We start from the raw sequence: 25,045 nt of genomic DNA, 5'->3' as shown, positions 1-25,045 counted from the left end.
AAGTAGCCGATTGCGTGATGCCGCCCAGCTATCTGCGGAGGTTCACGGACGGCGCCAGAGAGCTATCCAGGTTCAGTTCGTCTGGCGCAGGTTGACGATGCCTCCCTTCGGCGGCGTGGATGCGCTGCTAAATCCCCACGTGATCCGATCACTTGCGCTGAACTTCGATTGCCTGATCGGGGCGCAGCAGGAGGGTCTCGTCGTCCTCGCCGAGCAGCTTGCCGCGCCCACGGACCGCGTCTTGGCCCTGGAGGGTCTCGCCGTGGGCATGGCAGAGCTTGCGCCCGAGCTCCAGGAGCGCCTCGTCGTCATCGCCGAGCAGCTTGACGAGCCCGCGCACCGCGCCTCGGCTCTGCAGAGCCTCGGCCCGGGCATGGCAGGGCTTGCGCCCGCGCTCCAGCAGCGCCTCGTCGTCATCGCCGAGCAGCTTGACGAGCCCGCGCACCGCGCCTCGGCTCTGCAGAGCCTCGGCCCGGGCATGGCAGGGCTTGCGCCCGCGCTCCAGGAGCGCCTCGTCGTCATCGCCGAGCAGCTTGACGAGCCCGCAGATCGCCTGGAGGGTCTCGGCGTGGGTCTGGCAGGGCTTGCGCCCGAGCTCCAGGGGCGCCTCGTCGTCATCGCCGAGCAGCTTGACATGTCCGCGCACCGCGGCTGGGCTCTGGAGGGCCTCGGCGCGGGCGTGGCAGGGCTTGCGCCCGCGCTCCAGGAGCGCCTCGTCGTCATCGCCGAGCAGCTTGACGAGCCCGCGTACCGCGTCTCGGCGCTGGAGGGGCTCGGCGCGGGCCTGGTAGGGCTTGCGCCCGAGCTCCAGGAGCGCCTCGTCGTCATCGCCGAGCAGCTTGACGAGCCCGCGTACCGCGCCGCGGCTCTGCACGCTCTCGGCGTGGGCGTGGCAGGGCTTGCGCCCGCGCTCCAGCAGCGCCTCGTCGTCATCGCCGAGCAGCTTGACGAGCCCTTGGACCGCGCCCGGGCTGTGGCGGGCCTCGGCGTGGGCGTGGCAGGGCTTCCGCCCGAGCTCCAGGAGCGCCTCGTCGTCATCGCCGAGCAGCTTGACATGCCCGCGCACCGCGTCTGGGCTCTGCAGGGCCTCGGCGCGGGCCTGGCAGGGCTTGCGCCCGCGCTCCAGCAGCGCCTCGTCGTCATCGCCGAGCAGCTTGACGAGCCCTGGGACCGCGCCGGGGCTCTGGCAGGCCTCGGCGCGGGCCTGGCAGGGCTTGCGCCCGCGCTCCAGCAGCGCCTCGTCGTCATCGCCGAGCAGCTTGACGAGCCCTGGGACCGCGCCGGGGCTCTGGCAGGCCTCGGCGCGGGCCTGGCAGGGCTTGCGCCCGCGCTCCAGCAGCGCCTCGTCGTCATCGCCGAGCAGCTTGACGAGCCCGCGCACCGCGCCGCGGCTCTGCACGCTCTCGGCGTGGGCCTGGCAGGGCTTGCGCCCGAACTCCAGCAGCGCCTCGTCGTCATCGCCGACGGCCTTGCCACGCCCGCGGATCGGGCCCAAGCCTTCGCAGCACTGTTGCCGAGGAGGTGAGACGATCCGTAGAGTCCGATTGACAGTCGGAATGAGCTATCTCGGATTCTGCCCCCCCCGGGTTTGCCGGAGGCCATTTGGTTTAAGTTATGCCGCCATGGCCGATTGTTTCAGCATGTCATAGTAGCGTTGCTCGGCTTCGGCCCGGGGGGATGTTTCCGATGGGTGCGCGTTTCGCGGGATCGTGAGCGCGGATTTCAGGGGATCGTGAGCAGAGATTTCAGACGATCGTGAGCAACGATTTCGCGGGATCGTGAGCAAGGCTTTCGGAGCCTTGCAGCGCTTCGGCCGACAACTCAACCGGCTTAGGGATGACCTCGTGGTTAACGAGGAAGTCCAATGCCTACCCAGAGATTGTCGATGCGCCGGATCAAGGAAGTCCTTCGGTTAAAACATTTTCAAGGCCTGCCAGAGCGGGCCATCGCGCGGAGCGTGGGCGTCAGCAACGGCGTTGTGCACAGCTACCTGAGCCGCGCCCGCTCTGCTGGGTTGAGCTGGCCGCTTCCGGAGGGAATGACCGATGAAGACCTGGAGCTTTTGCTTTTCCCGGCCCCACGACCAGCGTCTCAGAGCCCGCAGCGGCCGGTGCCCGACTGGAGCTACATCGATAAGGAGCTCCGCCGGCGCAACGTAACCCGTCGCCTGCTCTGGGAGGAGTATCGCGCCGTTAATCCCGACGGTTTCGGGTACACGTGGTTCTGCACTACCTACGAGGCCTGGAAGGGGCGGGTCCGACCTTCGATGCGGCAGATTCATCTGGGCGGCGAGAAGGTGTTCGTGGATTTCGCCGGCGACACCATCGACATCGTCGATCCCCTGACCGGGGAAGTGCAGCCGATGAAGCTGTTCGTCGCGGCGATGGGCGCTTCGAACTACACCTACGCCGAGGCCTGCCCCAGCGAGAGCTTGGCCGACTGGATCCGGGCCCACGTCAACTTGTTCACGGTAATGGGGAGCTGCCAATCGCGATCACCGTAATTTCCTGTGTATTGCCGCTCTCGAGCTCTCCTGTGTTTCGGCATGGAATAAGGACCCCGTTTTCGGGGTGATCGGCATCCAATCGGGACCCCGGGATAAGGGTCCACAGTGGCTTCCATCGAGTCATGGAAGCCGAGGTTGGGATGCTGGTGGTGGAGACGATTGGTAAGATCCGTCGCGCCTACTTTGTTGATGGTCGTCCGATCAAGGCGATCTGCCGAGAACTTGGCGTATCGCGGAAGGTGGTTCGCAAGGTCATTCGTTCTCAAGCGACGGAGTTCCGGTACGAGAGAGCTGGCCCCGCAAATTCGGACAGTAGCTTGAGTGGATTTTCTGCCTGACAGCGGCGAGGATTCTTGCTGCGAATCAGGAGCGAAGATGACGAAGAAGAGCCGCCGGACGCATTCTCCGGCATTCAAGGCGAAGGTTGCTTTGGCTGCGGTCAAAGGCGACAAGACACTGGCGGAGCTGGCGCAACTGTTTGATGTTCATCCGAACCAGATCACGATCTGGAAAAACCAGCTCCTGGAAGGCGCCGCCGGCGTGTTTGGGCATGACAAGACATCGGCCGAGACGCCGGTCGATTTGAAGGCGTTACATGCCAAGATCGGCGAGCTGGCGTTGGAAAACGATTTTTTGTCCGGCGCGCTCACCAAGGCGGGCCTGCTGAGCGCAAAGCGATGATCGACCGCGGTCATGATCTTTCTATCGTGCGCCAGGCGAAGGTCCTGAAGCTGGCTCGCAGCACGGTCTACTATGAACCTCGGCCAGTTTCGGCCGAGGACCTTGCCTTGATGCGTCGGCTCGATGAGCTGCATCTCGATTATCCCTTCGCGGGAGCGCGTATGCTGCGATCGTTGCTGCGGCGGGAGGGCGTATACGCCGGTCGCCGCCACATCGCGACGCTGATGAAGCGCATGGGGATCGAGGCGGTCTATCGTCGCCCGAACACGAGCAAGCCGGCTCCGGGTCACAAGATCTACCCGTACCTGTTGCGCGGATTGAAGATCGAGCGGCCCGACCATGCGTGGGCAATGGACATCACCTACATTCCGATGCGGCGTGGCTTCGTCTATCTCGCGGCGGTCGTCGATGTGTTCAGCCGACGGGTCCTGGCCCATCGCGTCTCGATCACAATGGAGGCGGCCTTCTGCGTCGAAGCGGTCCAGGAGGCGTTGGCGAAGCACGGCAGGCCCGAGATTTTCAACACGGATCAGGGCAGCCAGTTCACCAGCCTCGAGTTCACCGATGTGCTGCTGGACGCGAAGATCGCCATCAGCATGGACGGCAAGGGCGCCTGGCGCGACAACGTGTTTGTCGAGCGGCTCTGGCGCACGGTCAAATACGAAGAAGTTTATCTCCGCGCCTACGACAGCGTGTCCGAGGCGCGAGCGTCAATTGCCAAGTATCTGGCCTTCTACAATCAGGGACGCCCTCACTCGAGCCTTGACGGGCGCACGCCCGACGAGGCTTACTTCGGCACGCAAGCTATGGTGATGGCCGCATGACCGTCGCCGACGGTTTTGTCGTCGCTCTGGTCGGGCTACGCCCTCCCGACGCAACGACAAAACCGTAAAGCCCCGCGTTCAGCATAACCCGGCAGGAATCCACTTAAATCCAGCGGGGCGCTGTCCAAACAACCGGGGCCAGCTCTGAGCGCGAGACGCAGCCGCTCCCGAAGATGGGTGCCTGGAGTGCCGAGCTTGATCGGTTGCTGGCAGGGAATGAGAGCAAGGCGGCGCGGGAACGGCTGACGCTGATCCGGCTATTCGAGGAGCTTCGCGGCCTGGGTTATGCCGGCGGCTATGATGCGGTTCGTCGATACGCACGACGGTGGAGCAAGGAACGCGGCACCTCGACAGCGTCGGCTTATGTGCCGCTGAGCTTTGCACCCGGCGAAGCCTACCAGTTCGACTGGAGCCACGAGGTCGTCCTGCTGAGCGGCACCACGGTGATGGTGAAGGCTGCTCATGTCCGGCTCTGTCACAGCCGCATGCTGTTCGTGCGGGCCTATCCGCGGGAGACGCAGGAGATGGTGTTCGACGCCCACGACCGGGCATTCGCCTTGTTCAAAGGCACCTGCACCCGCGGCATCTACGACAACATGAAGACCGCGGTGGAGACGATCTTTGTCGGTAAAGGCCGTCTCTACAATCGCCGCTTCCTGCAGATGTGCAGCCACTATCTGGTCGATCCGGTCGCCTGTACGCCAGCGTCGGGCTGGGAGAAGGGGCAAGTCGAGAACCAGGTCGGGCTGGTCCGGGAACGCTTCTTCACGCCGCGGCTGCGGTTCAAAACCCTCGACGAGTTAAACGCCTGGCTGCTCGACAAATGCATCGCCTACGCCAAGGCTCATCGCCATCCGGAGCTGACCGATCAGACGATCTGGGACGTGTTCGAAGCCGAACGCCCCAAACTCGTTCCCTATGCCGGCCGCTTCGACGGCTTCCATGCGGTGACGGCATCGGTCTCGAAGACCTGCCTGGTGCGCTTCGACAACAACAAGTACTCGGTCGCAGCCAGCGCAGTCGGACGACCGGTCGAGGTTCAAGCCTATGCCGATCGCATCGTGATCCGTCAGGATGGACGTATCGTTGCCGAGCACCCGCGATCATTCGGTCGCGGCGAGACGGTCTACGACCCTTGGCACTATGTGCCCGTGCTGGTGCGCAAGCCCGGTGCCTTGCGTAATGGCGCTCCCTTCAAGGACTGGGTGCTGCCCGCAGCGATTGAGCGTGTACGGCGCAAACTCGCCGGTGCCGACGATGGCAATCGACAGATGGTCGACATCCTCAATGCGGTGCTGACAGACGGATTGCCCGCGGTGGAAGCCGCCTGCGCCGAGGCGGTCGCTCATGGCGTTCATTCCGCCGATGTCGTTCTCAATATCCTGGCCCGTCAACGTGAACCCGCCTCACCGGCCAACATCATGACGCCGGCCGCACTGACGCTCCGTCATGCACCGATCGCCGATTGTGCCCGCTACGACAACCTCCGGAGGACCATCTGATGGAACGAACCCAAATCTTCGACCTCATGGGCGAACTCAAGCTCTACGGCATGAAGGCTGCCTTCGACGAGATCATGGCAACTGCCGTTAAGCGCCAGCACGAACCTCAGCGCATTGTCGGCGACCTGCTCAACGCCGAGATCAACGAGAAGCAAGCCAGGTCGATCAAATACCAGCTAACCATTGCCAAGCTGCCGCTCGCCAAGGACATCGCCGACTTCCAGTTCGACGGCACGCCGATCAATCAGACTCTCGTCAATGATCTCGCTGACGGCGGCTTCATCGCCCAACAACGCAACGTCGTGCTGGTTGGCGGCACCGGTACAGGCAAAACACACCTGGCCATTGCCGTCGCCAGAAGTTGCATCCGCAATGGCGCTAGAGGACGCTTCTACAACGTCGTCGACCTCGTCAACCGGCTCGAGACCGAAACCCGCAACGGTCGGCAGGGACGGCTCGCCGAGCATCTGACCCGCATGGACTTCATCGTCCTCGACGAGCTGGGCTATCTGCCGTTCGCGCAATCCGGCGGTCAGCTCTTGTTCCATCTCATCAGTCGGCTCTACGAGCGCACCTCAGTCATTGTCACCACAAATCTTGCGTTCGGCGAATGGCCGAGCGTGTTCGGCGATGCCAAAATGACCACCGCGCTACTCGACCGATTGACCCATCACTGCGACATCGTCGAGACCGGCAACGACAGCTGGCGATTCAAAAGCCGCGACGATGTTCAAACAACCCGCGCTCGCGCCGTCTCCGCAACCCCGACCAGCTCCGACGACCCGAGCGCTACCAGCAGAGCACGCCGATCAAAGGGGTCCCTTTTGGAGGCCGATAGGGGGTCCCAGTCAAACGCCGATTGACACCGTGCTCTATCAGCGTGTCCCGCGACTGTTCAGTGATCTCGCTTTGGCGCGCGGCGACGGCCGCCACCCGCGTCTGCTGCGCGCGCTCGGCCGCGTCGATCTCCTCATCCTTGATGGTGTGGACGGCCTCACTCAACGGCATCATAGTGCCAAGGCGTGGTCGCCAGAGCGCCACAAAGAAGGGAGACCGTCCGAGATGAAGTTTATCAGAATAGGCGTTGATCTCGCCAAGAACTATTTTCAGATTCATGCGCTGTCTAGTGAGGATGCACCAGCCGTAAAGCGCAAGCTGACGCGCCGGACGATGCGCGAGTTCTTCTTGAAGATCGAGCCGTGCCGCATTGGCATGGAGGCTTGCGGTTCAGCGCACTATTGGGCGCGCGAACTGAAGGCCATGGGACACGATGTTTCTCTGATGCCGCCGGCCTACACAAAGCCCTATGTCAAACGAGGTAAGAACGATGCCGTCGATGCGGAAGCCATCTGTGAAGCGGTCTCGCGTCCTGCCATGCGTTTTGTGCCGATCAAGAGCGCTGATCAGCAAGCGACCCTGATGTTGCACAAGACACGCGAGCTGCTGGTCAAACAGCGAACGATGAGCGTGAACGCTCTACGCGGCCACTTGGCCGAATTCGGTCTTGTCGTCGCCAAGGGCAGCGGCCGCGTCGACGAGCTTTTAGGCCTCGCAGAAGGCGACGCGACTCTTCCCGACGCTGCTGTCTTGGCCGCGAAGGTTCTCGGTCAGCAAATTGATGCGCTCGGAAGCGCGCTCGATGATTTGGAGAGCGAGTCGCCAAGGCTCACGCGCTCAGCGAGACGAGCCGTTCGCTCGAAGAAATTCCCGGCGTTGGCAAGCTTGTTGCCTCGGTAATTACAGCCAGTGTACCAGACCCAAGCGTATTCCATTCGGGACGGGATTTTGCTGCCTGGCTGGGTCTGACGCCCAGGCAAATTTCGAGCGGGGGTAAACCAACTCTCGGAACCATCACCAAGGCGGGTAATCGATATATAAGGAAGCTACTCGTTCTCGGAGCAACATCGCTTCTAAACGTTGTGGAAAAACGCCGCGGCGGCTTGCGCGACTGGATTGTCGGGCTTTTGGCTAAAAAGCCGGCGCGGCTTGTGACCGTCGCCCTCGCCAACAAGCTTGCTCGGATCATCTGGGCAATGATGAAAACCGGAGAATGCTTCCGCACCGAGATGTTCGCCAAACCTTGAGTGTCGGCCAGCCGCATCCGAATCGAAGAGTTATAAGCTTGGTAAGTGCAAGAAAGGCATGATGAAAGACAACGGTCGCCACCGAAAACCAGGAAAACCCGACCAGTCGTGTGAGCTTTAAAGCTCGCATCCTTGATGTGACCCCCTGGTTGTCGGACTTCATCAGGGCCAGCGGAGATATGATCCGCGCTAAAGGCCGGACATACGATCGCAGCCGTCCAAGTCGTTCGAAGTGCCAAATTGTGCTTGCCATCAGACGACTGGGGCCTCGAGCCGCTCGACGCCGCGGCCCGCCACGACCTCCTGGAGATCCTCGAGGACCGCTACGGCCACCGCTCCACCATCGTCACCAGCCAGCTCCCCGTCGATCAATGGCACGCGCTGATCGGCGAGCCGATGACTTCATGATGCCTCCTTCTTCGAACGCTTGGTGCGTCGTACCCGGTTGCGAAGCTGACTCATTTGTTCGTCTGAGAGCTCGATCTGCCAAGGCTGGCCTTTGGTTAATTGGCGACCTGTCAGCATTCCGCGCGCGAGATAATCGAACACCGTTTGCGGAGTTACACAGAGCTCGGCAGCTGCCCCCTGAATTGAGAAGCTCCCATCGGGCCAGCGCATCGGATTCTTGTCCACGCCGTTGATTTTGACGGTAGGAATGCTCCAGCGGGTCCGCAACAGCCAGACATTCTCGCCCTTGAAGGCGCAGCCTCGGGCCGCGACGAAGCCTTCCTGATTGAGTATTGCCGCGATCTCGCCATCCATCTTGTGTTCAGCGTTCAACTCGACGATCCGTTGCCGCAACCGATCAATGTCGATGTAGTTGCGGTAGGCCTGAACGCGCCGTTGCACGTGATGCTCACTGGTTGCGCCGGTCTGCCAGACGATCTTGAACCACACCTGACCTCGGGTCCGCTTCTGATCAAGAACGACTTCGCGGATCACAAATCGCAGAATACGCTTGCGATCGGCTGCCGACGTGGTGGCCGCGTTCCAAATCCGCGGCAGGTTCTCGCCGAGCGCTTGTAGCCCTGCGCGTTCCGTCGGGCCAATCAGAAGCGGCTCTTGCGCGCGCCAACGCGCATGCTGCTGCTCGACCGCCTCGACGACACGCAGCTTGTCTTCCCAAGCCCGCTCAAGTGAGCGCGCCACAAGACGGTTCTCGGGCTCTACGGCGTCATACTGACGCCGAGCGCGCTCGGCCTCGTAGCGGGCGCGCTCCACGCGAAGCGCCCACTGGCGCTCGAGCTGACGGTTCTCCTGCTCCAGTTGGCCCGCGGTTGCGAGTGCGATCTCAATCTGATCCGGCACCAGGGCATCGAGGACTATCCGCTCAACCAGCGCGTCAACCGCCAAGGCCCGGACTTCCTGACATAATGCACTGCCTTGCTGGTCCCGATCCGAGCGGCAGCAATAGACCGGATAGTCGGCATGCGGGCCCGTGTAGCGCATGCTCATGCGCCGTCCACAACGACCGCAGACCGCAATTCCTTGTAACAAGGCTGCCCCCTTGCGCGGTACGCCAGAGTGTCCTGCCTCATAGCGGCAGACGTTATCTGCCAGTCGCCCCTGGTTGGCCATGAACTCCTCCCAGCTGATATAGCCTGGGTGAGCGGCGTGGAGGCAAACCGCCCAATCCGCGATCGCCACCTTGACCGTTCCCGTCAGCGATCCCGGCCGGCATCGGCTCGGATCCTTTTGCCGGCGGCCATAAACATAGGCCCCAGCATAGGCCGGATTCTGAAGGATATTAAGGACGCGTGCACTATCTGGCGCACGCCAGACGACCTCGTGTGGAGATGGTCCAAGCAGCGGCCGAACCGGCAAGGACAATCCATTCCTGTCCAGGTAACGCATCACACGGCGAGCGCTTTGCAGTTCCCGGAATTTGGCAAACACGAGATGAAAACGGGCCTGCACCTCCTCATCGGGATTGAGAATAATTGTGCCCGTTCGATCATAGGCGAGCCCGGCTGGCAGGGGCAGTCGCAGTTCGCCCCGCGCCGCCTTCTGGCGTTCCCCTTGGTGAAGCCGCATTCGAAGCTGATGTAACTCCGCCTCGCTCATGATGCCGGACAAGCCCAACAGCAGGCGGTCGTGGTAGGCGCGCGGGTCGTAAAGCCGTTCGCCATCCGCAATGACCACGCCGAACACCGAGCACAGTTCGAGAAGCTGATGCCAGTCCCGGTTATTGCGGGCCAAGCGAGAAGCGTCGAGACTCACCACAAGGCCGGCGTTGCCAAGGCCGATCTCGGCAATGAGCTTCTGGAAACCATGACGATCCACACCGCCAGCACCGGATTTGCCCAGGTCCTCGTCAATCACCTGGACGCGACCAAATGCTACATGAACATGCGACCGCTCTATCAGCCACAACTCTCTGAAACCGGAGCCGTCGCCTGATCAAAAGTGCGAAAGATTCTGGACAGTACCCTGGAAACGAGAAGGGCGGAATCGTATCGTCGGTCATGGCGGGCGTGGCGTTCGCGGTTGAGGTGATGGGGTTGGCTTCACAACCGAATCCTACGCCGCATCAGCGCTTTACACCACGCTCGCCAGCCTCTCAGGCGCCCTCTCGCGAATAAGACGGGCTAGACGTCTCCAACAATCAGCGTTAATAGTTGACGGGTCTTTTTGCGCCGACCGCCGGAGGAAAATTCGGCGGCGCTGGTCAGTCATGTCGCCTCCCTCACATTTGAGCGGCGCAAAGTTGACTTTGTTTGAGTTTCGAAAAGCTCCGTAAGGAGATCCGTTGCGGCACCTGCTCCGAGCAAACGAGTAGCATCCTCTGTGGCCGGATCGGCAAGCACGCTTCGCACGTCTTGCCCAGTATATTTGAGCGCGCTTTCAACAACTTCTACCGCGCTGTGATAACCTACACCGATCTGCATCGCGCAAGCGCCGGCAAGACGGGCGAGCCGTGCTACCCATTCTTCTGCACTAAAATGATCCTTTGGTTCCGCAGAGCCAAGGCCTGCATTGATCGCATTCCGATGCGCATCAAGGGCCGCAGTGTATAAGCCCTCGGCACGACCACACAGCATATCCCACATCATCAATACTTCAGCAGGGGAGCCCGACATATGGCCAACGAGGGGCTCCTGGACGTTCAAGAGCCGTGTTGCTTTGATATGCATCGGTCTCCAAGTGATCGGAGGAATTCGCATATGTTCAGGCACGCAAAGCTTTTCGTCAATTTCCCCGCCGAGGTCGTAGAGCCCACTTCGTATCGAAGAGGCGTCTATTTTCTTCCTTTCCTCCTTCTTCTTCGGCCCCACGACTCCCGTACCCGCGGAGACCTTTGCTACTCGCTTTAGTACTGCATCGGAGATCGCGGTGAGTTTTTCTTCAGCAATTAAGTCTGACAACCTACCAAGAAGTGCTTGCTTCTGCTCTGCAGACAATGGAAATGGTCCACTGCTCTTCTTAGAATCAACATAGAAAGCTCCGAGATCGCCTAAGAAGGAAATAAAGGCCGTTCGGTCTGTTGCGCTTGCACGGCTTACTTCGTATCGCGCATCATCAACCAATCGATCGAGGATCTCAATTAATACGTTCGGCGATTTGTCTGCAAGCAGACAACCCGATGATACTAAACGCGTCGACAATGCGCTTAATTCAACATCTGTCAATTTCATCACAATGCGGACGAGCTTGCCTGCTGCTTTAGCGATTTCCTGTCGAAGCACGTCTCCCGGATGATACAGAAGTTGTCTTGCTGCGAATGCCTGTTTCAAGGCCAATCTGTGAGCATCGCCTTTATTTGCAATATCCGCGGGATAGATGAACTCTACTCTCTCAAGACGCTCGAGTTCAGATTGTCCGCCGCCTGTATTCAGAGCTGGGAACGGTGGTGCCTGAGACCGATCAACCGATGACGAGGTTGTAGCATCACAAGAAGTTTCGTCTGGCTCGTTTTTAACTGGCGCAGTGTAGTGAGAGAGAGGTCGAGTTGGGCGGATGTGGTGCATGGGTAAGACCTAGTGTCGCGACTTGTGCGTTGCACCGGCGGCGATGTCACGTTACGGCAACGATATCGACGCTGCTGATGGGGGTTCTATCGACTGTCTAGCTGGCGCTTGTCGCAAGCCCTCACTCAGCAATGGCAGATGGCCAATGAGGGTGCTCTGCCGCGACGTCCGGGACAAATAGTTTGTCGTTATGAAGGGATATTGCGTAAGCGGAGCTTTTCTCCCATTTGATTGACTGGTTTCGCTTCGGCTTTCGCTCTGCGATCCTTGGCTTGTCAGAGAGCCGAGAGGAGACTGAAGGCGATGGAACAATCGGGGGAGGAAGCCGAAGCTGATGGCTTTGTGGGGAAGCTTACGCGCCGGACGCGTTCTGGAGGCCGGTTATGGTCTGCGGAGATCAAGGGGCGCGCTGTTTTCGAGAGCATGAAGCCCGACGCCCGGGTATGTGATGTCGCACGGCGTTATGGTGTGAAGGCCCAGCAGTTGACGACGTGGCGCAGATTGGCGCGTGCTGGCCGGCTCGCATTGGTCACGGACGACGCGGCGGATTTCGTGTCGATCGAGCTGAGCGATCCAGTGGCGTCAGGCAAGAGCGAGGGGCCCGTCGAGATTACGATTGGCAAGGTTTCGGTCCGCCTGGATGCGGACGTGTCGGCGGTGCGGATCGCGGAGATCGTGACTGCGATCGAGCGCGGCGCATGATCATTCCGGCGCAGGGACTGCGGATTGTGCTTGCTGTGCGTCCTGTTGACTTCCGGTGCGGGCACGACGCGCTGGCCGGTCTTGTGCAAAACACGCTTGGGCTCGATCCGCATTCGGGCCTGATCGTGGTTTTTCGTTCGAAGCGCGCCGACCGGCTGAAGATTTTGCTATGGGACGGCACGGGCCTCGTTTTGGTCTACAAGCGCCTTGGCCGCGATGGTCGTTTCGAGTGGCCGCAGATCAGCGACGGCGTCATGCATCTGACGCGCGTGCAGTTCGAAGCGCTGTTCGATCACCCATGTTGATGCCCCTCCTTGTTAGGCTGACAGATTCTTAGATCAAGTTGCGCGATGACGTGGTTTCGAAGGTCTCCGATGGCGTGAAGAACGGATGGTGTATTCGGGAAGAGATAGGCGCCGCTGGGCTGGCGATCAATTAGCAAACGCTTGGTTCGGATCTGAACATAGAGCCAGTTTACTGGAATCTCGAGCCTTCGGGCCAGTTCGGGCGGGCTGAGGTATGAGTCGTCATGCTCCCATCGGCTGCGCTGGGCAGTTACCTTGATGGCGGCGGCACGACGGAGCCGCCCAACGGTGATAGGCAGCACCTTATCGGCGCAACGGGGAGAGCGGTGACCTTCCCGAGTAAGGATTGTGGCGATCTTGTCGTCTGGGACGCCGTCGCGAGCGAGCGTCAGAAGGCGTTCCCGCATCTCTGTGCCTCGCGTCAATCTGGTGACGGAGTTGACGCTCATCTTCACTTCGAGCTCCGTCACGGCGCCTCCCCGCCAGACGATCCTAGCCAGGGCCAAGTCGCGCTCACCGCGGTCGAGAACGACCTTTTCGATGAGACATCGCAACAACGCCTTGCGATGCGCATCCGAGATAGTCTCGTCACCCCATATCTGCGGGAGGCGGCCGGTGAGGCTGATGACCTTGTCGTTGAGCTCCTTGCTTATGGCCACTTGTGTGATGGCTTTGGGCGGCGTCTGTCGGGCAAGCGCCTCTTCGGCGGCGCGCACGTCGTTTAGCGCCGCTTCCCATCGACGCTCGAGTTCCGAGGCGACCAACCGATTATCTGGATCAGCTCGGTTGAACTGCCGTTCGGCGAGCGCCGCCGTGTATCGCTTGCGCTCGAGCTCTCGTTCTGCACTGGAGCGTAGCGCATTGTTCGTCTGCTGCTGCACCCGGCGGGAGCGCGACAAGGCATCGAGTTCGGCCGGCGCTAGTGCGGTTAGGAATGCGTCGCCAACGGCTGCATCGATATGGGCGGCGCGGATGTGTTGGCAGGTTGGCTGACCTTCCTGGGTACGCAGGTGATTGCATACATATTCGCCGCCGCCCTTGTAGCGGACGTACATCTTATGGCCACATCGTGCGCACCAGGCAATGCCGTGGAGCAGGAGCTCGCCATTGCGAGGCGCGCCGCGGGTTTTGATGCGCATGTATTCGGCTCGGTTATCTCTGATGACGGATCGGATTTTTTCATAAATTGGCCAGTCGATATAGGCTGGATATCGATCTTTAACGACGATCCGCCACTCCTCCATCGGCCGCGGAGCCTTTTGTGGCAGGGCCCCCTCCCGCTTCGGCGGCCGGAAGCGGGTTCGTCCATAGACAAAGGCGCCCGCGTATGCGGGGTTCTTCAAGATCGCCGCGACGGCAGCCAGCGTCGCGCGCGTCCAGCACAAATCGCCATATCGATCACGACGCGGCAGTTCCAGGTCACGCTCGTTCAACGCTCGCATGACCTTGGCAACGCTGCGCAGCTGCAGGAATAACTGGAAGACGAGACCGAGCCGCCCTTGCACGGCCATGTCGGGATCCTTAACGACCACACCGCTCGGGTCCCGCATCAGCCCGATTGGCAGCATAACCGCAAGTTCGCCGCGTTCGGCTTTGGCCAGCAGGCCGGCGGTCAGCCGGCTGCGGATCGTATGTAGCTCAAGCTCGGAGATCGAACCCTTCAGCCCGAGAAGCAACCGTCCGTTGGGAGTGCCCGGATCATAGACACCATCGCGGTCGGCGATCAGGCAGCCACGTAGACCACAGATATCCAGGAGCGGATACCAGTCGGTACAATTACGCGCCAAGCGGGTCACGTCGATCGACAGGATGAGTCCCACTTCACTCAGGCCAACACGGCCAACGAGTTCCTTGAAGCCGTTACGCTGTGCTATAGACGCGCCGCTCAACCCGAGATCGGCATCAATCACGTCGATGGCCGCCTCACGCCATCCGAGTTCGCGGGCGCGCTGGCGAAGCGCGTATTGAAGGCGCAGGCTCTCCTGATTGCTTACGACCTGATGGGGCGTCGACTGCCGGATGTAGACTACGGCTTTGCGCGCCAAGTGGCTTGGTGTGACCAGCTCGGACTTCATGAGGGATCTCCGCCAAAATTGCGGCGACGTCTTCGACGATCTGGCGTCGGAGCGCGGGCGTCAGCGTCGACCAAAGATCGGCTGGATCCATGCTCATGTGCGTCGGGACAATCCGCTGTCGATAAAAGCTCGAGTAGAGCCTCCATACTCAGCTTAATCTGATTTGCCTCTTGCTCATAATATTCGATTGCGGTTGCTTGAATCAGAAGACTGCTTCCTGCGCGATACTCAACTTCATACGAAGCGGGAATGCCTCGGCCTCGCTGACCGATCTTCCTAATCACTCGATATGAGCGCCCCCACAAAGGATGGTGGGGGTCCCGAACCTCGACCACCTCCGGAAATGATTCGTCAGACTCACTATCAGGGACATTCCTCAATCCCCTCGTTTGAAGGGCTGAACTGGAAGCGAGTGGGCGAACGGATTGTCGCGACGCCAGCTGCGGCGAACTGACTCAGACCCGACAACCTGTTTCGCGCGGGGCTTTGGGATGATAGCTTGCGGATGTGCCGCCGTCCCCCTTTGATCCCGCCCGTCTTGCAGCGCTGCCCGCCGATTTGCGCGCGCTCTTCCGCGCGCAGGAAGCGATGATTGAAGCCGAGCGTCGTCGCGCAGACGATGAATGCTCGGCGCGCCTTCATGTCGAGAGTGAACTGGCTGCGTCCAAAGAGAGCGTCGAACGCCTCGAACTGCTCGTGAAGGAGTACGAGCGCGCACGTTTCGGTAAACGCTCGGAGAAGCTTACGATTACCCACATTTCTGAGTCAGAGTGTCGCTCCCGTTGCGATATCGATGAATCGCGATAATCCGCGCCACATGATCAGATTCCCTGGTGGCGGATCGTTGGCGCGGGCGAGATAGCCGCCGAGCCTGGCGATCTTGATGAGATAATGCGACAATGTCTTTCGTTGTGTGCTGGCTGGATTCTTGTCTTTGACGAGCCGATCAAGCAATTGGATTTCAGCTTTGGTCAGCACAAATTCCGGTGAGGCATTTGGCGCTGAACGATTAAGCATCGTCATCCAAAAAATGCGCCAGCTCACAATGCAAAATACCGAGATCAGATTCGTCAATCGCTGAGCAGTCCGCAGTTGCGAGTCCTCTGCCCGACAGCCGGATTTGAGTATCTTGTGGAAGACCTCGATCTTCCATCGCAGAGAATACCATTCGAGTTTCTCGATCGCATCCCCGCGCGATTGCACCGGAAGATCGGTCAGGAGTTTCCATTCAATCTTCTTTCTGTTCTTTGGCGATCCTCTTTCATCAGCGTGGATCACTGTCAAAGTCAAAGCTGGATACCGCGACTGCTTGCCTATCGGTGGCAGAATACGGATTTTACGATACCGGATTTCTAGAACAGCCTGGTCTGGATTGCCCTTGCTATCCCGGACTTCGATCCGGTGGAGACCTTTGACCTCGACCTCGTCCATTATCGTTGCAACGGTATGATCGCCATCGCCTGCCAGGCGATTGACACAGGTCCTTACCAAGAAATGCGTTCCAACCTCTTGGGCGGCGCAAAACAATTCATAAATATCGGCCTCACGATCACCGATATGGATGCACTGCGATGGCTTGTCGAAAAGCTCCGTGGATTGCTTGAGGTTCTCCAGCCACCGAATGCTCTCCTTGGTTTCAATGGGGATCCGTGTCAGGTTGACCTCGCGCCTGAGTGCCGCGACCCCTCTGAATTTCTTTCTGGTCCAAAATTTCACGGCGCTGAGCCCGAGCGGAAGGCCCTCGAGGGTCACCGCAAGGCTCGAATGCATCAATATTCCGCATGTCGTGTACGTTTGGGGTTTTCCGTCCAATCTTCGAGAGTTGTTCTTGGGGATGCGCTTAATCATCCCGATCAGATCCGGGCGCTCCCTTTGATAGGTGAATTCGGTCGTATCATGCAGGACAAGAACAGGCCCTTTCGCAGCCGCGATACGTTCCCGCGTCGATTTAAAATGACCAGATAGGATATCGGCCTCGCTTACTCGTTCATTGGAGAAGAAACGATAGGCCGCCTTAGTATTCGCCCAGTCTTGGCAAACAGAGCTGGCCCCGCAAATTCGGACAGTAGCTTGAGTGGATTTTCTGCCTGACAGCGGCGAGGATTCTTGCTGCGAATCAGGAGCGAAGATGACGAAGAAGAGCCGCCGGACGCATTCTCCGGCATTCAAGGCGAAGGTTGCTTTGGCTGCGGTCAAAGGAGACAAGACACTGGCGGAGCTGGCGCAACTGTTTGATGTTCATCCGAACCAGATCACGATCTGGAAAAACCAGCTCCTGGAAGGCGCCGCCGGCGTGTTTGGGCATGACAAGACATCGGCCGAGACGCCGGTCGATTTGAAGGCGTTACATGCCAAGATCGGCGAGCTGGCGTTGGAAAACGATTTTTTGTCCGGCGCGCTCACCAAGGCGGGCCTGCTGAGCGCAAAGCGATGATCGACCGCGATCATGATCTTTCTATCGTGCGCCAGGCGAAGGTCCTGAAGCTGGCTCGCAGCACGGTCTACTATGAACCTCGGCCAGTTTCGGCCGAGGACCTTGCCTTGATGCGTCGGCTCGATGAGCTGCATCTCGATTATCCCTTCGCGGGAGCGCGTATGCTGCGATCGTTGCTGCGGCGGGAGGGCGTATACGCCGGTCGCCGCCACATCGCGACGCTGATGAAGCGCATGGGGATCGAGGCGGTCTATCGTCGCCCGAACACGAGCAAGCCGGCTCCGGGTCACAAGATCTACCCGTACCTGTTGCGCGGATTGAAGATCGAGCGGCCCGACCATGCGTGGGCAATGGACATCACCTACATTCCGATGCGGCGTGGCTTCGTCTATCTCGCGGCGGTCGTCGATGTGTTCAGCCGACGGGTCCTGGCCCATCGCGTCTCGATCACAATGGAGGCGGCCTTCTGCGTCGAAGCGGTCCAGGAGGCGTTGGCGAAGCACGGCAGGCCCGAGATTTTCAACACGGATCAGGGCAGCCAGTTCACCAGCCTCGAGTTCACCGATGTGCTGCTGGACGCGAAGATCGCCATCAGCATGGACGGCAAGGGCGCCTGGCGCGACAACGTGTTTGTCGAGCGGCTCTGGCGCACGGTCAAATACGAAGAAGTTTATCTCCGCGCCTACGACAGCGTGTCCGAGGCGCGAGCGTCAATTGCCAAGTATCTGGCCTTCTACAATCAGGGACGCCCTCACTCGAGCCTTGACGGGCGCACGCCCGACGAGGCTTACTTCGGCACGCAAGCTATGGTGATGGCCGCATGACCGTCGCCGACGGTTTTGTCGTCGCTCTGGTCGGGCTACGCCCTCCCGACGCAACGACAAAACCGTAAAGCCCCGCGTTCAGCATAACCCGGCAGGAATCCACTTAAATCCAGCGGGGCGCTGTCCAAACAACCGGGGCCAGCTCTGTCTATCTCTCCAATGTCCTGCCAAAACTTGGCCTCACAAACGACGTCTCCGTTGGGGCGTCAGGTGGCGGCCGAGATCGGGGGCCAGCGATTCGAACTTCTCTCGCAGCTCCTCAGTCAAAGCCCGCGCATCGGCGCCACTCTCAACCACCCGAGGATTCAGCAACACCAAGAGCTCGGTTCGGTCCTTGGCGTGCTCCGTGCTGCCGAATAGAGACCCCACCAAGGGAATGTCCTTCAGCACGGGAGCCCCGGAATCCATCCCGTTGGTACTATCCTGCATTAAGCCGCCTATCGCGATCGTATCACCGCTTCGCGTCGACACGGTGCTCTTGAGGCGGCGTACCGAAATGATCGGGGATTGGACGTTGGTCAGTGTGTTCTTGTTCGCGGTACTGACCTCCTGAAAGGTGTCAAGCGTCACGCTACCCCCGACGCCGATGCGAGGTGTTACAGCCAAAATGACCCCCGTGTCGCGTAGTTCGACGTCACTCACGATTGATGAACTCTGGCTTAGCGTGGATTGTGCGGATCGCGCGAGAATCGGAACCTGATCGCCCACTTCAATTGTCGCGGTTTGGTTGTCAACTGTCAGAATACGTGGCGCCGATACAACCTTGACATCCCCGACGCCACGTAGCGCGTGCAGCACAACGTTGACGCCCTTATTTGGAAACAAATAGGATAAACCACCTTGTGGAACGGCATCCAAATCCAGGGAGGAGAGAAGATAGTCAACGCCGTATCGCAGATGATCACTCAACCGCACCTCTGCGACAATGGCCTGGATCAGGACCTGCCGCGGCTTGACGTCGAGCTGATGAACTGCGGCTTCGATGATTTTGTCGTCCTGCGGCGTTGCCAAGATGACAAGTGCATTTTGGCTCGGATCTGGCTGGATCCGCACCGGTGCCGACAGGCCGAGACTGACTGCGGAGGCCACCGCATCGTCCTTTGCTTGCGTTGTCGACGCGGCGGCATCTGATCTTTCGTCCAGCAGGCCGGGAGCGTTCAGTGGCAGACTCGAACGATCGGATGCGCTTCCGATTGACAACTTTCCAAACTCCCTCGCGGGCTGCGCGCGAGGTTCGGCACTGGATGGCTGAGCACCAAAGACTCGTGCGAGCACCTGCGCCACTTCCGTAGCCCGTCGATACCGAAGCGGACGCACGTGAATGTTTGCCGCCGCCTCCGAGGTCTTATCCAGCTTGGCGATGATCCGACGAACTTGCTGAAGTAGCGCAGAATCATCCGCTACCACCAGAATGCCGTTCAGCCGCTCGAGCGGCGCAAGCCGAACGCGAGCTCTGCCCTGGCCATTCTGGTTGAACAAGAAATTGAGTTCTCGCTCTACCGCGGCCGGACTCGCCTGAGCCAGGGTATACAGCGCAAACGATTTGTGAGCCATAGCATCGGTGTCAAGCAAGTCGATGAGTTCGCGCGCGGAACTGACCGAGCTGGGCGGCCCACTGATGGCAATACCTTGTTCTCCCGGCGCGGGTGTCAGGTGCACGCTGTCCTCGACGTTTGGTCGGATGACCTTGATCACGTCAACTGGATTGACATAACGAACGGGAATCACTTGAACATCTGTTCGTACTCCGCCGGCGAGGTCGACCAAGCGCCCCACCCGAACTCCGCGGTCAATCACGGCCAATCCATAGCCGTACGGTGCCAGCGCTTGGTCGAGCAATCGCGGCACATCACTCGCGGGGACTTGGCCGGAGGTCCGAAGTGTCATTTTTCCCCCAACGCCCGGATCGATGATGACAGGCATGCTCACAATGTCGCCCATGACGTCATTCACAACTTGCCGAATATCGGCATTGGCGTAGTCGAGGCTCACGCGGGTGCTATTGGAGGTGACCGGCAGCCGCCGCTCCACCGAGGCGGTGACCCGCTGGGTTGGCGGCTGTGCCAGCAGTTCAAAGCTACTTGCATGCGGTTTCCCCGCCGAGAGGGAGAGCTCCGGCGCTCGCCAGCTGACGCTTGGCGAAGCCAGCAGAATACCACGTTCAGCAATCGGGTCGGAGCCGGCACATCGGGTGAGCAGTAGACAAACGAGGGTTCGGAAAATCTTGCTAGACATTTAGGAAGCGGCGTTCCCGCGAAGAATGCGCATCCATTCAGTTTCCATCCACTGCCGCACCTGCGCTCTTAACTTTAAGATAGTCGGGCAGAACAGGGCCATGCCTCGCTTATTATTGCCATCTCTTAACGAAAGTTGCCGATAATCATCTCCTTGATCTTTTGATCCCTCGAAAGAAGGTTGGACATCAGTGCAGCAACGTCATTGTGCTTACCCAGCAACCCCTGCAGGTGAATCATCGCCATCTCTCCTTCGCTGTTGGCGCCATCAATCGACGCCTTAAGATTATTGATGGCAGCATCGAACTGAGACTGCACACCCCTCTTGCCGCCAGTTTGCGTGTCGGGGCTTGGGAACGGCGACCGCGCGCCGCGCTTTGCAAAATGCTCGTTAAGCTTTTCGAGCGTTGTTTTAGTTGCCTCGATGGGGATGCCTTTTTCGCGCATCCATTCAAACACATGCTGGGTCGTGCCTTGCGAATCGACGAAAGTGCCGTAATCCTTAGCTGCCTTTTCATCGGTCGGCCGATTGGTCCTCAGGACGGACAATGCCTTATTCATATCTTTTAGCAAATTGTTTCGCGCTTGCATATCGTCGTATGCGGACCGGATTAGATCCTGGTAGATGCCATACCGTTCCATCAGAACCAGCACCATGATCGAGCACAAAGACAGGCCACCCGGGAGAACATTTCCTACGCTGTTGGCCGACGTATAGGGCTGGTATCCAGACATTGCATTGATCATCTTACGCCATTCTCAAAGTTCAGACGTTTTCGTCGAACGTGCATTGCACTCAAGCCATATTGACGATCTTGCTTCTCGCCTCGGTATCGGCACGACGAATTTCATCAAGCTTGCCCAGAAAGTCCTGAATCACGGTCTCATAGCTCGCCATGAATTCACTCTCGTCCTCCATCTGCGCCCGCGCCTTGGTGCCGTCCGCCTCCAGCTTCGCCTTCTCCTCCTGGTAGTGCGTCGCCGCCATGTTCAGGCCGGCTCCCAAAAGCTTAAAGGCTTCTGTTGCGATTGTGCCCAGGCCATTCCATTTCATCGACGCCTGCTGGGCTGCTGTCTGTGCCTGGACAACGCGAGTAAACTCAAGGGGGTCCGTCGTGCTATCGGGCGCGTCCAGCCTAAGCGGGGCGCCAAGTGTATTGTCTCTGCTCGATGATGTGCTCCAGTCCAGACCTGTTGTCTCGATGTTGTCCTCCGAGGACCGTGCCTCGCGCTCCGGTGCTTGGGTAAGTTGCGCTTTGCCGTGAGGCTTGTCGTCGAGCTTCGGCTCGCCTTCCGGTTTGTCAAAGCGCTGCGCTCGACCTGTAGGGCTGTTCGGGGCTGGCGTCTCCAAACCAGACTTCGGAAGCGGCGTCTGGATCTTGGCCTTGTACAGCTCATCGAAGCGCGCCTGAAACTGGCGAGCGCCCTTGAGGTTCACGCCGGCGCCTAACATGGCGCCGCCAGAGGTGGCTATTGCGCCAAACAACTGGCATAGCCCTGAATTGCGAAGCGCCTTGGCCGCAGCTTCCTGCGCAGCGATCTCGACGTTAAGCGCAGCCGACCGGTCTGACCTCGCCGCCTTGCGGAACTCCGCATTGAGCCGAACGATGAGCGCGGCGACCGCTGATATGTCGTTCCCTGTAGCAAAGTCCTTCAGCTTGGCCTGGACGTTCGAAAGCTTCTGGATCTCTACGTCCGCGAGATCCGGTGCACCAACTGATCCCCAACCCGGCGCCCTCTCAACGCGATCCGCAAGAGGGCGTGTGATCTCGCCTTCTGGCACGTTCCTGCCGGCGACCGTAGCAGAGATCGGCAGCCACGGAAGTTGTTGATGCGCGGCAGCATCCAAGAGGTCGTACCCGCCAACGGTCCTTTCACGTTCGATTTTAACTACCATCGCTACGTTCCTTAAATTCGACAACTGACCTTGAGCAGTGTGTCAACCAAAATGCCTTATGAGATTGGCGTTGGCGTCACTCTGACTCTCAATCGCCTCGGCAACCTTCTGTGTGGTCATCGTCCTGTCGAGAAGCAATTGCCTGATGAAGTCCATCTCATCGCCTTGCAGCTGTCTCAATCTTGCAATGCGGCTGCTAATTTCAAGCGTTTCCGCCTGGGCGTCCGTTGCCTCCTTCTGCTGGACGCCATTGGCGATGCTGGCGGCAGCCGCGCCCACCGAGGCCACTGCTTCGCCGACCAGAGCCGCCGTCGAAACCCTCTGTCCGATCTGAACAGCCTTGACAGAGATAGACGGTACCAAGGCGGTGATGCGCAATCCAGCAGTTCCATTAGCAAAACCAGCGCCGACCGTTAGCACCGAGATGGCGAATATGATGCCAATCGTAATGACCATGCCCAAGGTTCTGGCCTTGCCGCCCTCGATTCCGTCTTTCTCGAGACTCTTCACAATTGCCGCGGTCATCTTATCGATGACCCCCGTCTCGGCGAGAGTCGCTACTCCAACGTTCACTGCCGCCGCCATGACAGCAAGAGTTCCACCAGTGGCAACGGCAGCCAGGACCGACAATCCAACCGCCAGCCACCCGAAGAACTTCATGATGCCGGAGCTCTTCTTTGCTTCTGCCGATCTTTTTGCCGCTTCAATGATGCTTTTAGAGATTTTCTCGTGCAACTGCCTTTGCTGCTCTCCCCAGTGTCGCGCGTCCTCTATTCCGGCTGCGAGCTGTCCATCCGTCATCTTGGTCTTTAGAGCCAGAAACTTGGTAAGGAGGTCAATCGCATCGAACGCACGTGGTGCCGCTAAGCTTGGAATCGCACCTGACGCAACAGGCTCTCCGGAAACCGATTGCGGCAGCAGGTTGGCGTCGGTCTTGCGGCCATTGCTCGAAAGACCGATGGCGGAGGCACTGAAAGGCAGCGTCCCGACTTCCGGGAGTGTTTTGCTCGTAAACGCCCTCATGTTCACTCTATCCATGGTTGGACCCCACTTGGGATTTGAGGCAGTTTAGCATCATCAGCCCACGCCCGGCCAAAGCCTTGTGTTCGGGCCTTCCGACACTCAGCGCCAAGGCATTCTCGAGTGCGGTGATGGCCGCTGCGGGATGATCGAGTTTGATGAAGCATTCCGCAGCACGAAGCGGTATCTGCGGGTCCTCGCCATTCAGGAGCCCGGCCAACCGATAGGCGTGCATGGCGTTTTCTGGGTCCCCAAGCATCTGACTACTAGCAGCCAGACCAAACCAAAATCGTGCGTCAATGTGCCGGTGTAAGCACAAGAAGCGAAAAAAATTCCGCGCCTCTTCGTACTTGCCGCAAGAATAGTAGCGATGGCCAAACACATATAGAGCCTCAAGCTCATCATCCGTGATCCCAATGACGCTAGCTAGGTCAGCGCGCCCCGTCGTGAAGTCGATGGCGAGCTGTGCCAGCCGCTCAGTGTCTGTCGCATCCCCACCATTCAACAGGTCACCATCCGTCATCCTCATCATGTCACACTCTTCGTAGAGAGGGCTTGGTGCTTGGGACATGCGACATTGACTCGGGGGCCGGCAGGATGTGACTGAGGGCCGCCAGTTCGTCCGCATACGCCCTTTGAAACGCTTCATCCTGATCGCCGACAAATGCAGAAATTGAAGCGGCACTCATAGTGCTGTCGCCCAAAGGGCAGGCGCAACGGCCAAGCTGTTCGCGAGCCCGCGTCAAGAGACTATCCATCTGTGCGATGGTCTGTCGCGCAGCCTCCATCGTATCATCGAGGTTCATTGACCCTCCCAGACGAGCACAGCGGGATTCGAAGCCGCTATCGCCGCCAGCCCCGCTCAAGGGGCCACGACCTGCTCTCGGAAACGGCGGCTCAAGGCCACCGACAGGCATCGTCTCCCGATGATAAGGTGTGCCAGAATCCCCTTCCTCCTCACGATGAGGGGTTCCCGCAATTGGCCAAATGGCATTCCTCCGTGTCCCGGTTGGATCAACAACGCGTGTTACTACTAGAGGCGGCGCACGGCGCAAAATACTCGATCGCTATGAAGGCATAGGCGCCCGTGATGGATCGGTGCGTCCTTGTGCGAGCGCACCAGACGGCAGCTCTAACCCAGAAGCACGTGTCGTTGCGCCAAACGAAGCGTTCGGTATGAGATTGTCGCCGAGCCGCGCGCATTTTCGGCCTTAAGCAGGTAACGATACAGATCGCATTAGCGGCCGATTGGGTTCCGCAGTCGCCTTGGACGAAACGCCAGCAAGCAGCTCACACTTTTGTGCCGGACCGAGCGGTCGACGGTAAACGGTACGAGAGGCCCACGGAGCCACGGACTTGGTGCGGACGGCCTACGCACCGCGCTTGAAGCGTATAGGCATCCAGAACTGCCGGAGGGCCTCGACGGTTGCTGGAATGTTGCGCCAGGCGTTTTGGATGATGGGCTGCGTTCCCAGCGTGCGCCGGGCCGGGGGTAGCAAGGGTCGACCGGCGTCGTCGATGCAATGGACCAAGATCGGCCGCAGCATAAGGTGTTCGGTTCCATTCGGGGGGAGAAGCCGCGACCAGACGAGAAGCCGAAGCTTCATGACGGCGTAGAAGCCCATGCACCAGGGCTGCGGGTCGACTTCGCCGTCCGGTGATCGCACGAACAGCGGCTCGAAGCTCTCCGGTCTCGTCGACAGCGTCTCGCTGATAGCGTTGTCGCGCATCAGCGTGGCGGCGATTGCCGAGAACTCCTCGGTGTCGTGATTGAAGGCGTCGGGATCTACGCCGAGGAGCGGGCACACCCATTCCTCGGACGCCATCGAGACCGGCCCGGCGACGACCGCGGCCACCGCGCCATCGAGCATGGAGAGCGACGTCGCCCGCGGATGCCGAAGCGTCGGCGACCTGGCGCGCTTGCTGATCCATTGCCCGAGCCGTTCGAACGACATGGCATAGTCCGCCATCGTCGTCTTGCGTGCTTTT

At 59.7% G+C, this 25,045-nt stretch carries 18 protein-coding genes and 5 pseudogenes; 10 read left to right on the top strand and 13 right to left on the bottom strand.

Annotated elements, in window-relative coordinates; translation table 11 throughout:
- Positions 1-148: 148 nt before the first annotated feature.
- Positions 149-1,495, bottom strand: coding sequence for a hypothetical protein (locus ACFLEY_RS47940; RefSeq protein ID WP_060913148.1), 1,347 nt, complete (start codon positions 1,493-1,495; stop codon positions 149-151).
- A 369-nt stretch (positions 1,496-1,864) separates the two neighbouring features.
- Here ACFLEY_RS47940 and ACFLEY_RS47935 point away from each other — a divergent pair.
- The 7 genes and pseudogenes from ACFLEY_RS47935 to ACFLEY_RS47905 form a co-directional block, all read left to right on the top strand.
- A pseudogene (locus ACFLEY_RS47935) lies at positions 1,865-2,476 on the top strand (sigma factor-like helix-turn-helix DNA-binding protein); the annotation flags it as partial.
- 170 nt (positions 2,477-2,646) lie between these two features.
- Positions 2,647-2,796, top strand: a pseudogene (locus tag ACFLEY_RS47930) (IS21 family transposase); the annotation flags it as partial.
- A gap of 85 nt (positions 2,797-2,881) precedes the next feature.
- A protein-coding gene (locus ACFLEY_RS47925; RefSeq protein WP_086023025.1) for an IS3-like element ISRj2 family transposase occupies positions 2,882-4,011 on the top strand; the annotation gives its coding sequence in 2 pieces (ribosomal slippage) (positions 2,882-3,134 and positions 3,134-4,011; 1,131 coding nt in all).
- Between the two features lie 131 nt (positions 4,012-4,142).
- Positions 4,143-5,604 (top strand): annotated as a pseudogene (istA, locus tag ACFLEY_RS47920) (IS21 family transposase); the annotation flags it as partial.
- A complete protein-coding gene (istB, locus tag ACFLEY_RS47915) occupies positions 5,513-6,376 on the top strand; it encodes an IS21-like element helper ATPase IstB (RefSeq protein ID WP_038952122.1) in 864 nt (287 codons plus the stop codon). The pseudogene istA and the gene istB, both read left to right, overlap by 92 nt.
- A gap of 199 nt (positions 6,377-6,575) precedes the next feature.
- Positions 6,576-7,597: pseudogene (locus tag ACFLEY_RS47910) on the top strand (IS110 family transposase).
- A 255-nt stretch (positions 7,598-7,852) separates the two neighbouring features.
- A pseudogene (locus ACFLEY_RS47905) lies at positions 7,853-7,993 on the top strand (ATP-binding protein); the annotation flags it as partial.
- 6 nt (positions 7,994-7,999) lie between these two features.
- Here the strand turns inward: ACFLEY_RS47905 and ACFLEY_RS47900 are convergent.
- Positions 8,000-9,919, bottom strand: a complete 1,920-nt coding sequence (locus ACFLEY_RS47900) for a recombinase family protein (RefSeq protein ID WP_232674882.1) — start codon at positions 9,917-9,919, stop codon at positions 8,000-8,002.
- Positions 9,920-10,269: 350 nt separating this feature from the next.
- Positions 10,270-11,565 (bottom strand): hypothetical protein, encoded by a 1,296-nt coding sequence (locus ACFLEY_RS47895; protein WP_129557669.1) that lies wholly within the window; start codon positions 11,563-11,565, stop codon positions 10,270-10,272.
- Positions 11,566-11,868: 303 nt separating this feature from the next.
- Here ACFLEY_RS47895 and ACFLEY_RS47890 point away from each other — a divergent pair, with 303 nt between their 5' ends.
- Entirely contained in the window at positions 11,869-12,267 is a 399-nt protein-coding gene (locus ACFLEY_RS47890; RefSeq protein ID WP_026192391.1) for a transposase, read from the top strand.
- The gene (tnpB, locus tag ACFLEY_RS47885) at positions 12,264-12,572 is read left to right on the top strand and encodes an IS66 family insertion sequence element accessory protein TnpB (protein ID WP_060907863.1); all 309 of its coding nucleotides are present in this window, start codon (positions 12,264-12,266) and stop codon (positions 12,570-12,572) included. The genes ACFLEY_RS47890 and tnpB overlap by 4 nt, the downstream gene beginning before the upstream one ends.
- Here the strand turns inward: tnpB and ACFLEY_RS47880 are convergent.
- The 3 genes from ACFLEY_RS47880 to ACFLEY_RS47870 all read right to left on the bottom strand — a co-directional run bounded on the left by ACFLEY_RS47880 (position 12,560) and on the right by ACFLEY_RS47870 (position 16,816).
- Positions 12,560-14,647, bottom strand: a complete 2,088-nt coding sequence (locus ACFLEY_RS47880) for a recombinase family protein (RefSeq protein WP_049810452.1) — start codon at positions 14,645-14,647, stop codon at positions 12,560-12,562. The genes tnpB and ACFLEY_RS47880 overlap by 13 nt on opposite strands.
- A gap of 363 nt (positions 14,648-15,010) precedes the next feature.
- On the bottom strand, positions 15,011-15,403 hold the full coding sequence (locus ACFLEY_RS47875; RefSeq protein ID WP_060913149.1) for a hypothetical protein: 393 nt from the start codon (positions 15,401-15,403) through the stop codon (positions 15,011-15,013).
- Between the two features lie 9 nt (positions 15,404-15,412).
- A complete protein-coding gene (locus tag ACFLEY_RS47870; RefSeq protein ID WP_304495016.1) occupies positions 15,413-16,816 on the bottom strand; it encodes an IS4 family transposase in 1,404 nt (467 codons plus the stop codon).
- Between ACFLEY_RS47870 and ACFLEY_RS47865 the strand changes: the two genes are divergently transcribed.
- Positions 16,776-17,905, top strand: a protein-coding gene (locus ACFLEY_RS47865) for an IS3-like element ISRj2 family transposase (protein WP_129557670.1) whose coding sequence is annotated in 2 segments (ribosomal slippage) — positions 16,776-17,028 and positions 17,028-17,905 — 1,131 coding nt in all. Because the reading frame shifts where the segments join, the coding sequence is not laid out codon by codon here. The genes ACFLEY_RS47870 and ACFLEY_RS47865 overlap by 41 nt on opposite strands.
- Before the next feature lie 180 nt (positions 17,906-18,085).
- Here the strand turns inward: ACFLEY_RS47865 and ACFLEY_RS47860 are convergent.
- The 7 genes from ACFLEY_RS47860 to ACFLEY_RS47830 form a co-directional block, all read right to left on the bottom strand.
- On the bottom strand, positions 18,086-20,140 hold the full coding sequence (locus ACFLEY_RS47860; RefSeq protein ID WP_028154024.1) for a secretin N-terminal domain-containing protein: 2,055 nt from the start codon (positions 20,138-20,140) through the stop codon (positions 18,086-18,088).
- Positions 20,141-20,265: 125 nt separating this feature from the next.
- Positions 20,266-20,886 (bottom strand): hypothetical protein, encoded by a 621-nt coding sequence (locus tag ACFLEY_RS47855; RefSeq protein WP_060913150.1) that lies wholly within the window; start codon positions 20,884-20,886, stop codon positions 20,266-20,268.
- Between the two features lie 49 nt (positions 20,887-20,935).
- On the bottom strand, positions 20,936-22,036 hold the full coding sequence (locus tag ACFLEY_RS47850) for a hypothetical protein (protein WP_038953949.1): 1,101 nt from the start codon (positions 22,034-22,036) through the stop codon (positions 20,936-20,938).
- Between the two features lie 42 nt (positions 22,037-22,078).
- Positions 22,079-23,074 carry a hypothetical protein gene (locus ACFLEY_RS47845; protein WP_060913151.1) on the bottom strand — a complete coding sequence of 332 codons (996 nt, stop codon included), beginning with the start codon at positions 23,072-23,074 and terminating at the stop codon, positions 22,079-22,081.
- Complete coding sequence (locus tag ACFLEY_RS47840; RefSeq protein WP_028154028.1) at positions 23,067-23,588, bottom strand: SycD/LcrH family type III secretion system chaperone; 522 nt, start codon at positions 23,586-23,588, stop codon at positions 23,067-23,069. Before ACFLEY_RS47840 ends, ACFLEY_RS47845 begins: the two co-directional genes overlap by 8 nt.
- A gap of 1 nt (position 23,589) precedes the next feature.
- A complete protein-coding gene (locus tag ACFLEY_RS47835) occupies positions 23,590-23,862 on the bottom strand; it encodes a hypothetical protein (protein WP_028154029.1) in 273 nt (90 codons plus the stop codon).
- A gap of 564 nt (positions 23,863-24,426) precedes the next feature.
- Entirely contained in the window at positions 24,427-25,026 is a 600-nt protein-coding gene (locus tag ACFLEY_RS47830) for a UPF0149 family protein (protein ID WP_396605016.1), read from the bottom strand.
- Positions 25,027-25,045: the final 19 nt, after the last annotated feature.

It is taken from the genome of Bradyrhizobium sp. YCK136, assembly GCF_044570075.1.
Lineage (GTDB): Bacteria > Pseudomonadota > Alphaproteobacteria > Rhizobiales > Xanthobacteraceae > Bradyrhizobium > Bradyrhizobium diazoefficiens.
This window is presented reverse-complemented; position numbering and strand designations above follow the sequence as displayed.

Coding starts and splice junctions, on each gene's coding strand:
- ACFLEY_RS47835 (WP_028154029.1), bottom strand. CDS start 23,862: ATGAACCTCGATGATACGATGGAGGCTGCGCGACAGACCATCGCACAG.
- istB (WP_038952122.1), top strand. CDS start 5,513: ATGGAACGAACCCAAATCTTCGACCTCATGGGCGAACTCAAGCTCTAC.
- ACFLEY_RS47895 (WP_129557669.1), bottom strand. CDS start 11,565: ATGCACCACATCCGCCCAACTCGACCTCTCTCTCACTACACTGCGCCA.
- ACFLEY_RS47845 (WP_060913151.1), bottom strand. CDS start 23,074: ATGGATAGAGTGAACATGAGGGCGTTTACGAGCAAAACACTCCCGGAA.
- ACFLEY_RS47880 (WP_049810452.1), bottom strand. CDS start 14,647: ATGAAGTCCGAGCTGGTCACACCAAGCCACTTGGCGCGCAAAGCCGTA.
- tnpB (WP_060907863.1), top strand. CDS start 12,264: ATGATCATTCCGGCGCAGGGACTGCGGATTGTGCTTGCTGTGCGTCCT.
- ACFLEY_RS47840 (WP_028154028.1), bottom strand. CDS start 23,588: ATGATGAGGATGACGGATGGTGACCTGTTGAATGGTGGGGATGCGACA.
- ACFLEY_RS47890 (WP_026192391.1), top strand. CDS start 11,869: ATGGAACAATCGGGGGAGGAAGCCGAAGCTGATGGCTTTGTGGGGAAG.
- ACFLEY_RS47850 (WP_038953949.1), bottom strand. CDS start 22,036: ATGGTAGTTAAAATCGAACGTGAAAGGACCGTTGGCGGGTACGACCTC.
- ACFLEY_RS47860 (WP_028154024.1), bottom strand. CDS start 20,140: ATGTCTAGCAAGATTTTCCGAACCCTCGTTTGTCTACTGCTCACCCGA.
- ACFLEY_RS47855 (WP_060913150.1), bottom strand. CDS start 20,886: ATGATCAATGCAATGTCTGGATACCAGCCCTATACGTCGGCCAACAGC.
- ACFLEY_RS47830 (WP_396605016.1), bottom strand. CDS start 25,026: ATGGCGGACTATGCCATGTCGTTCGAACGGCTCGGGCAATGGATCAGC.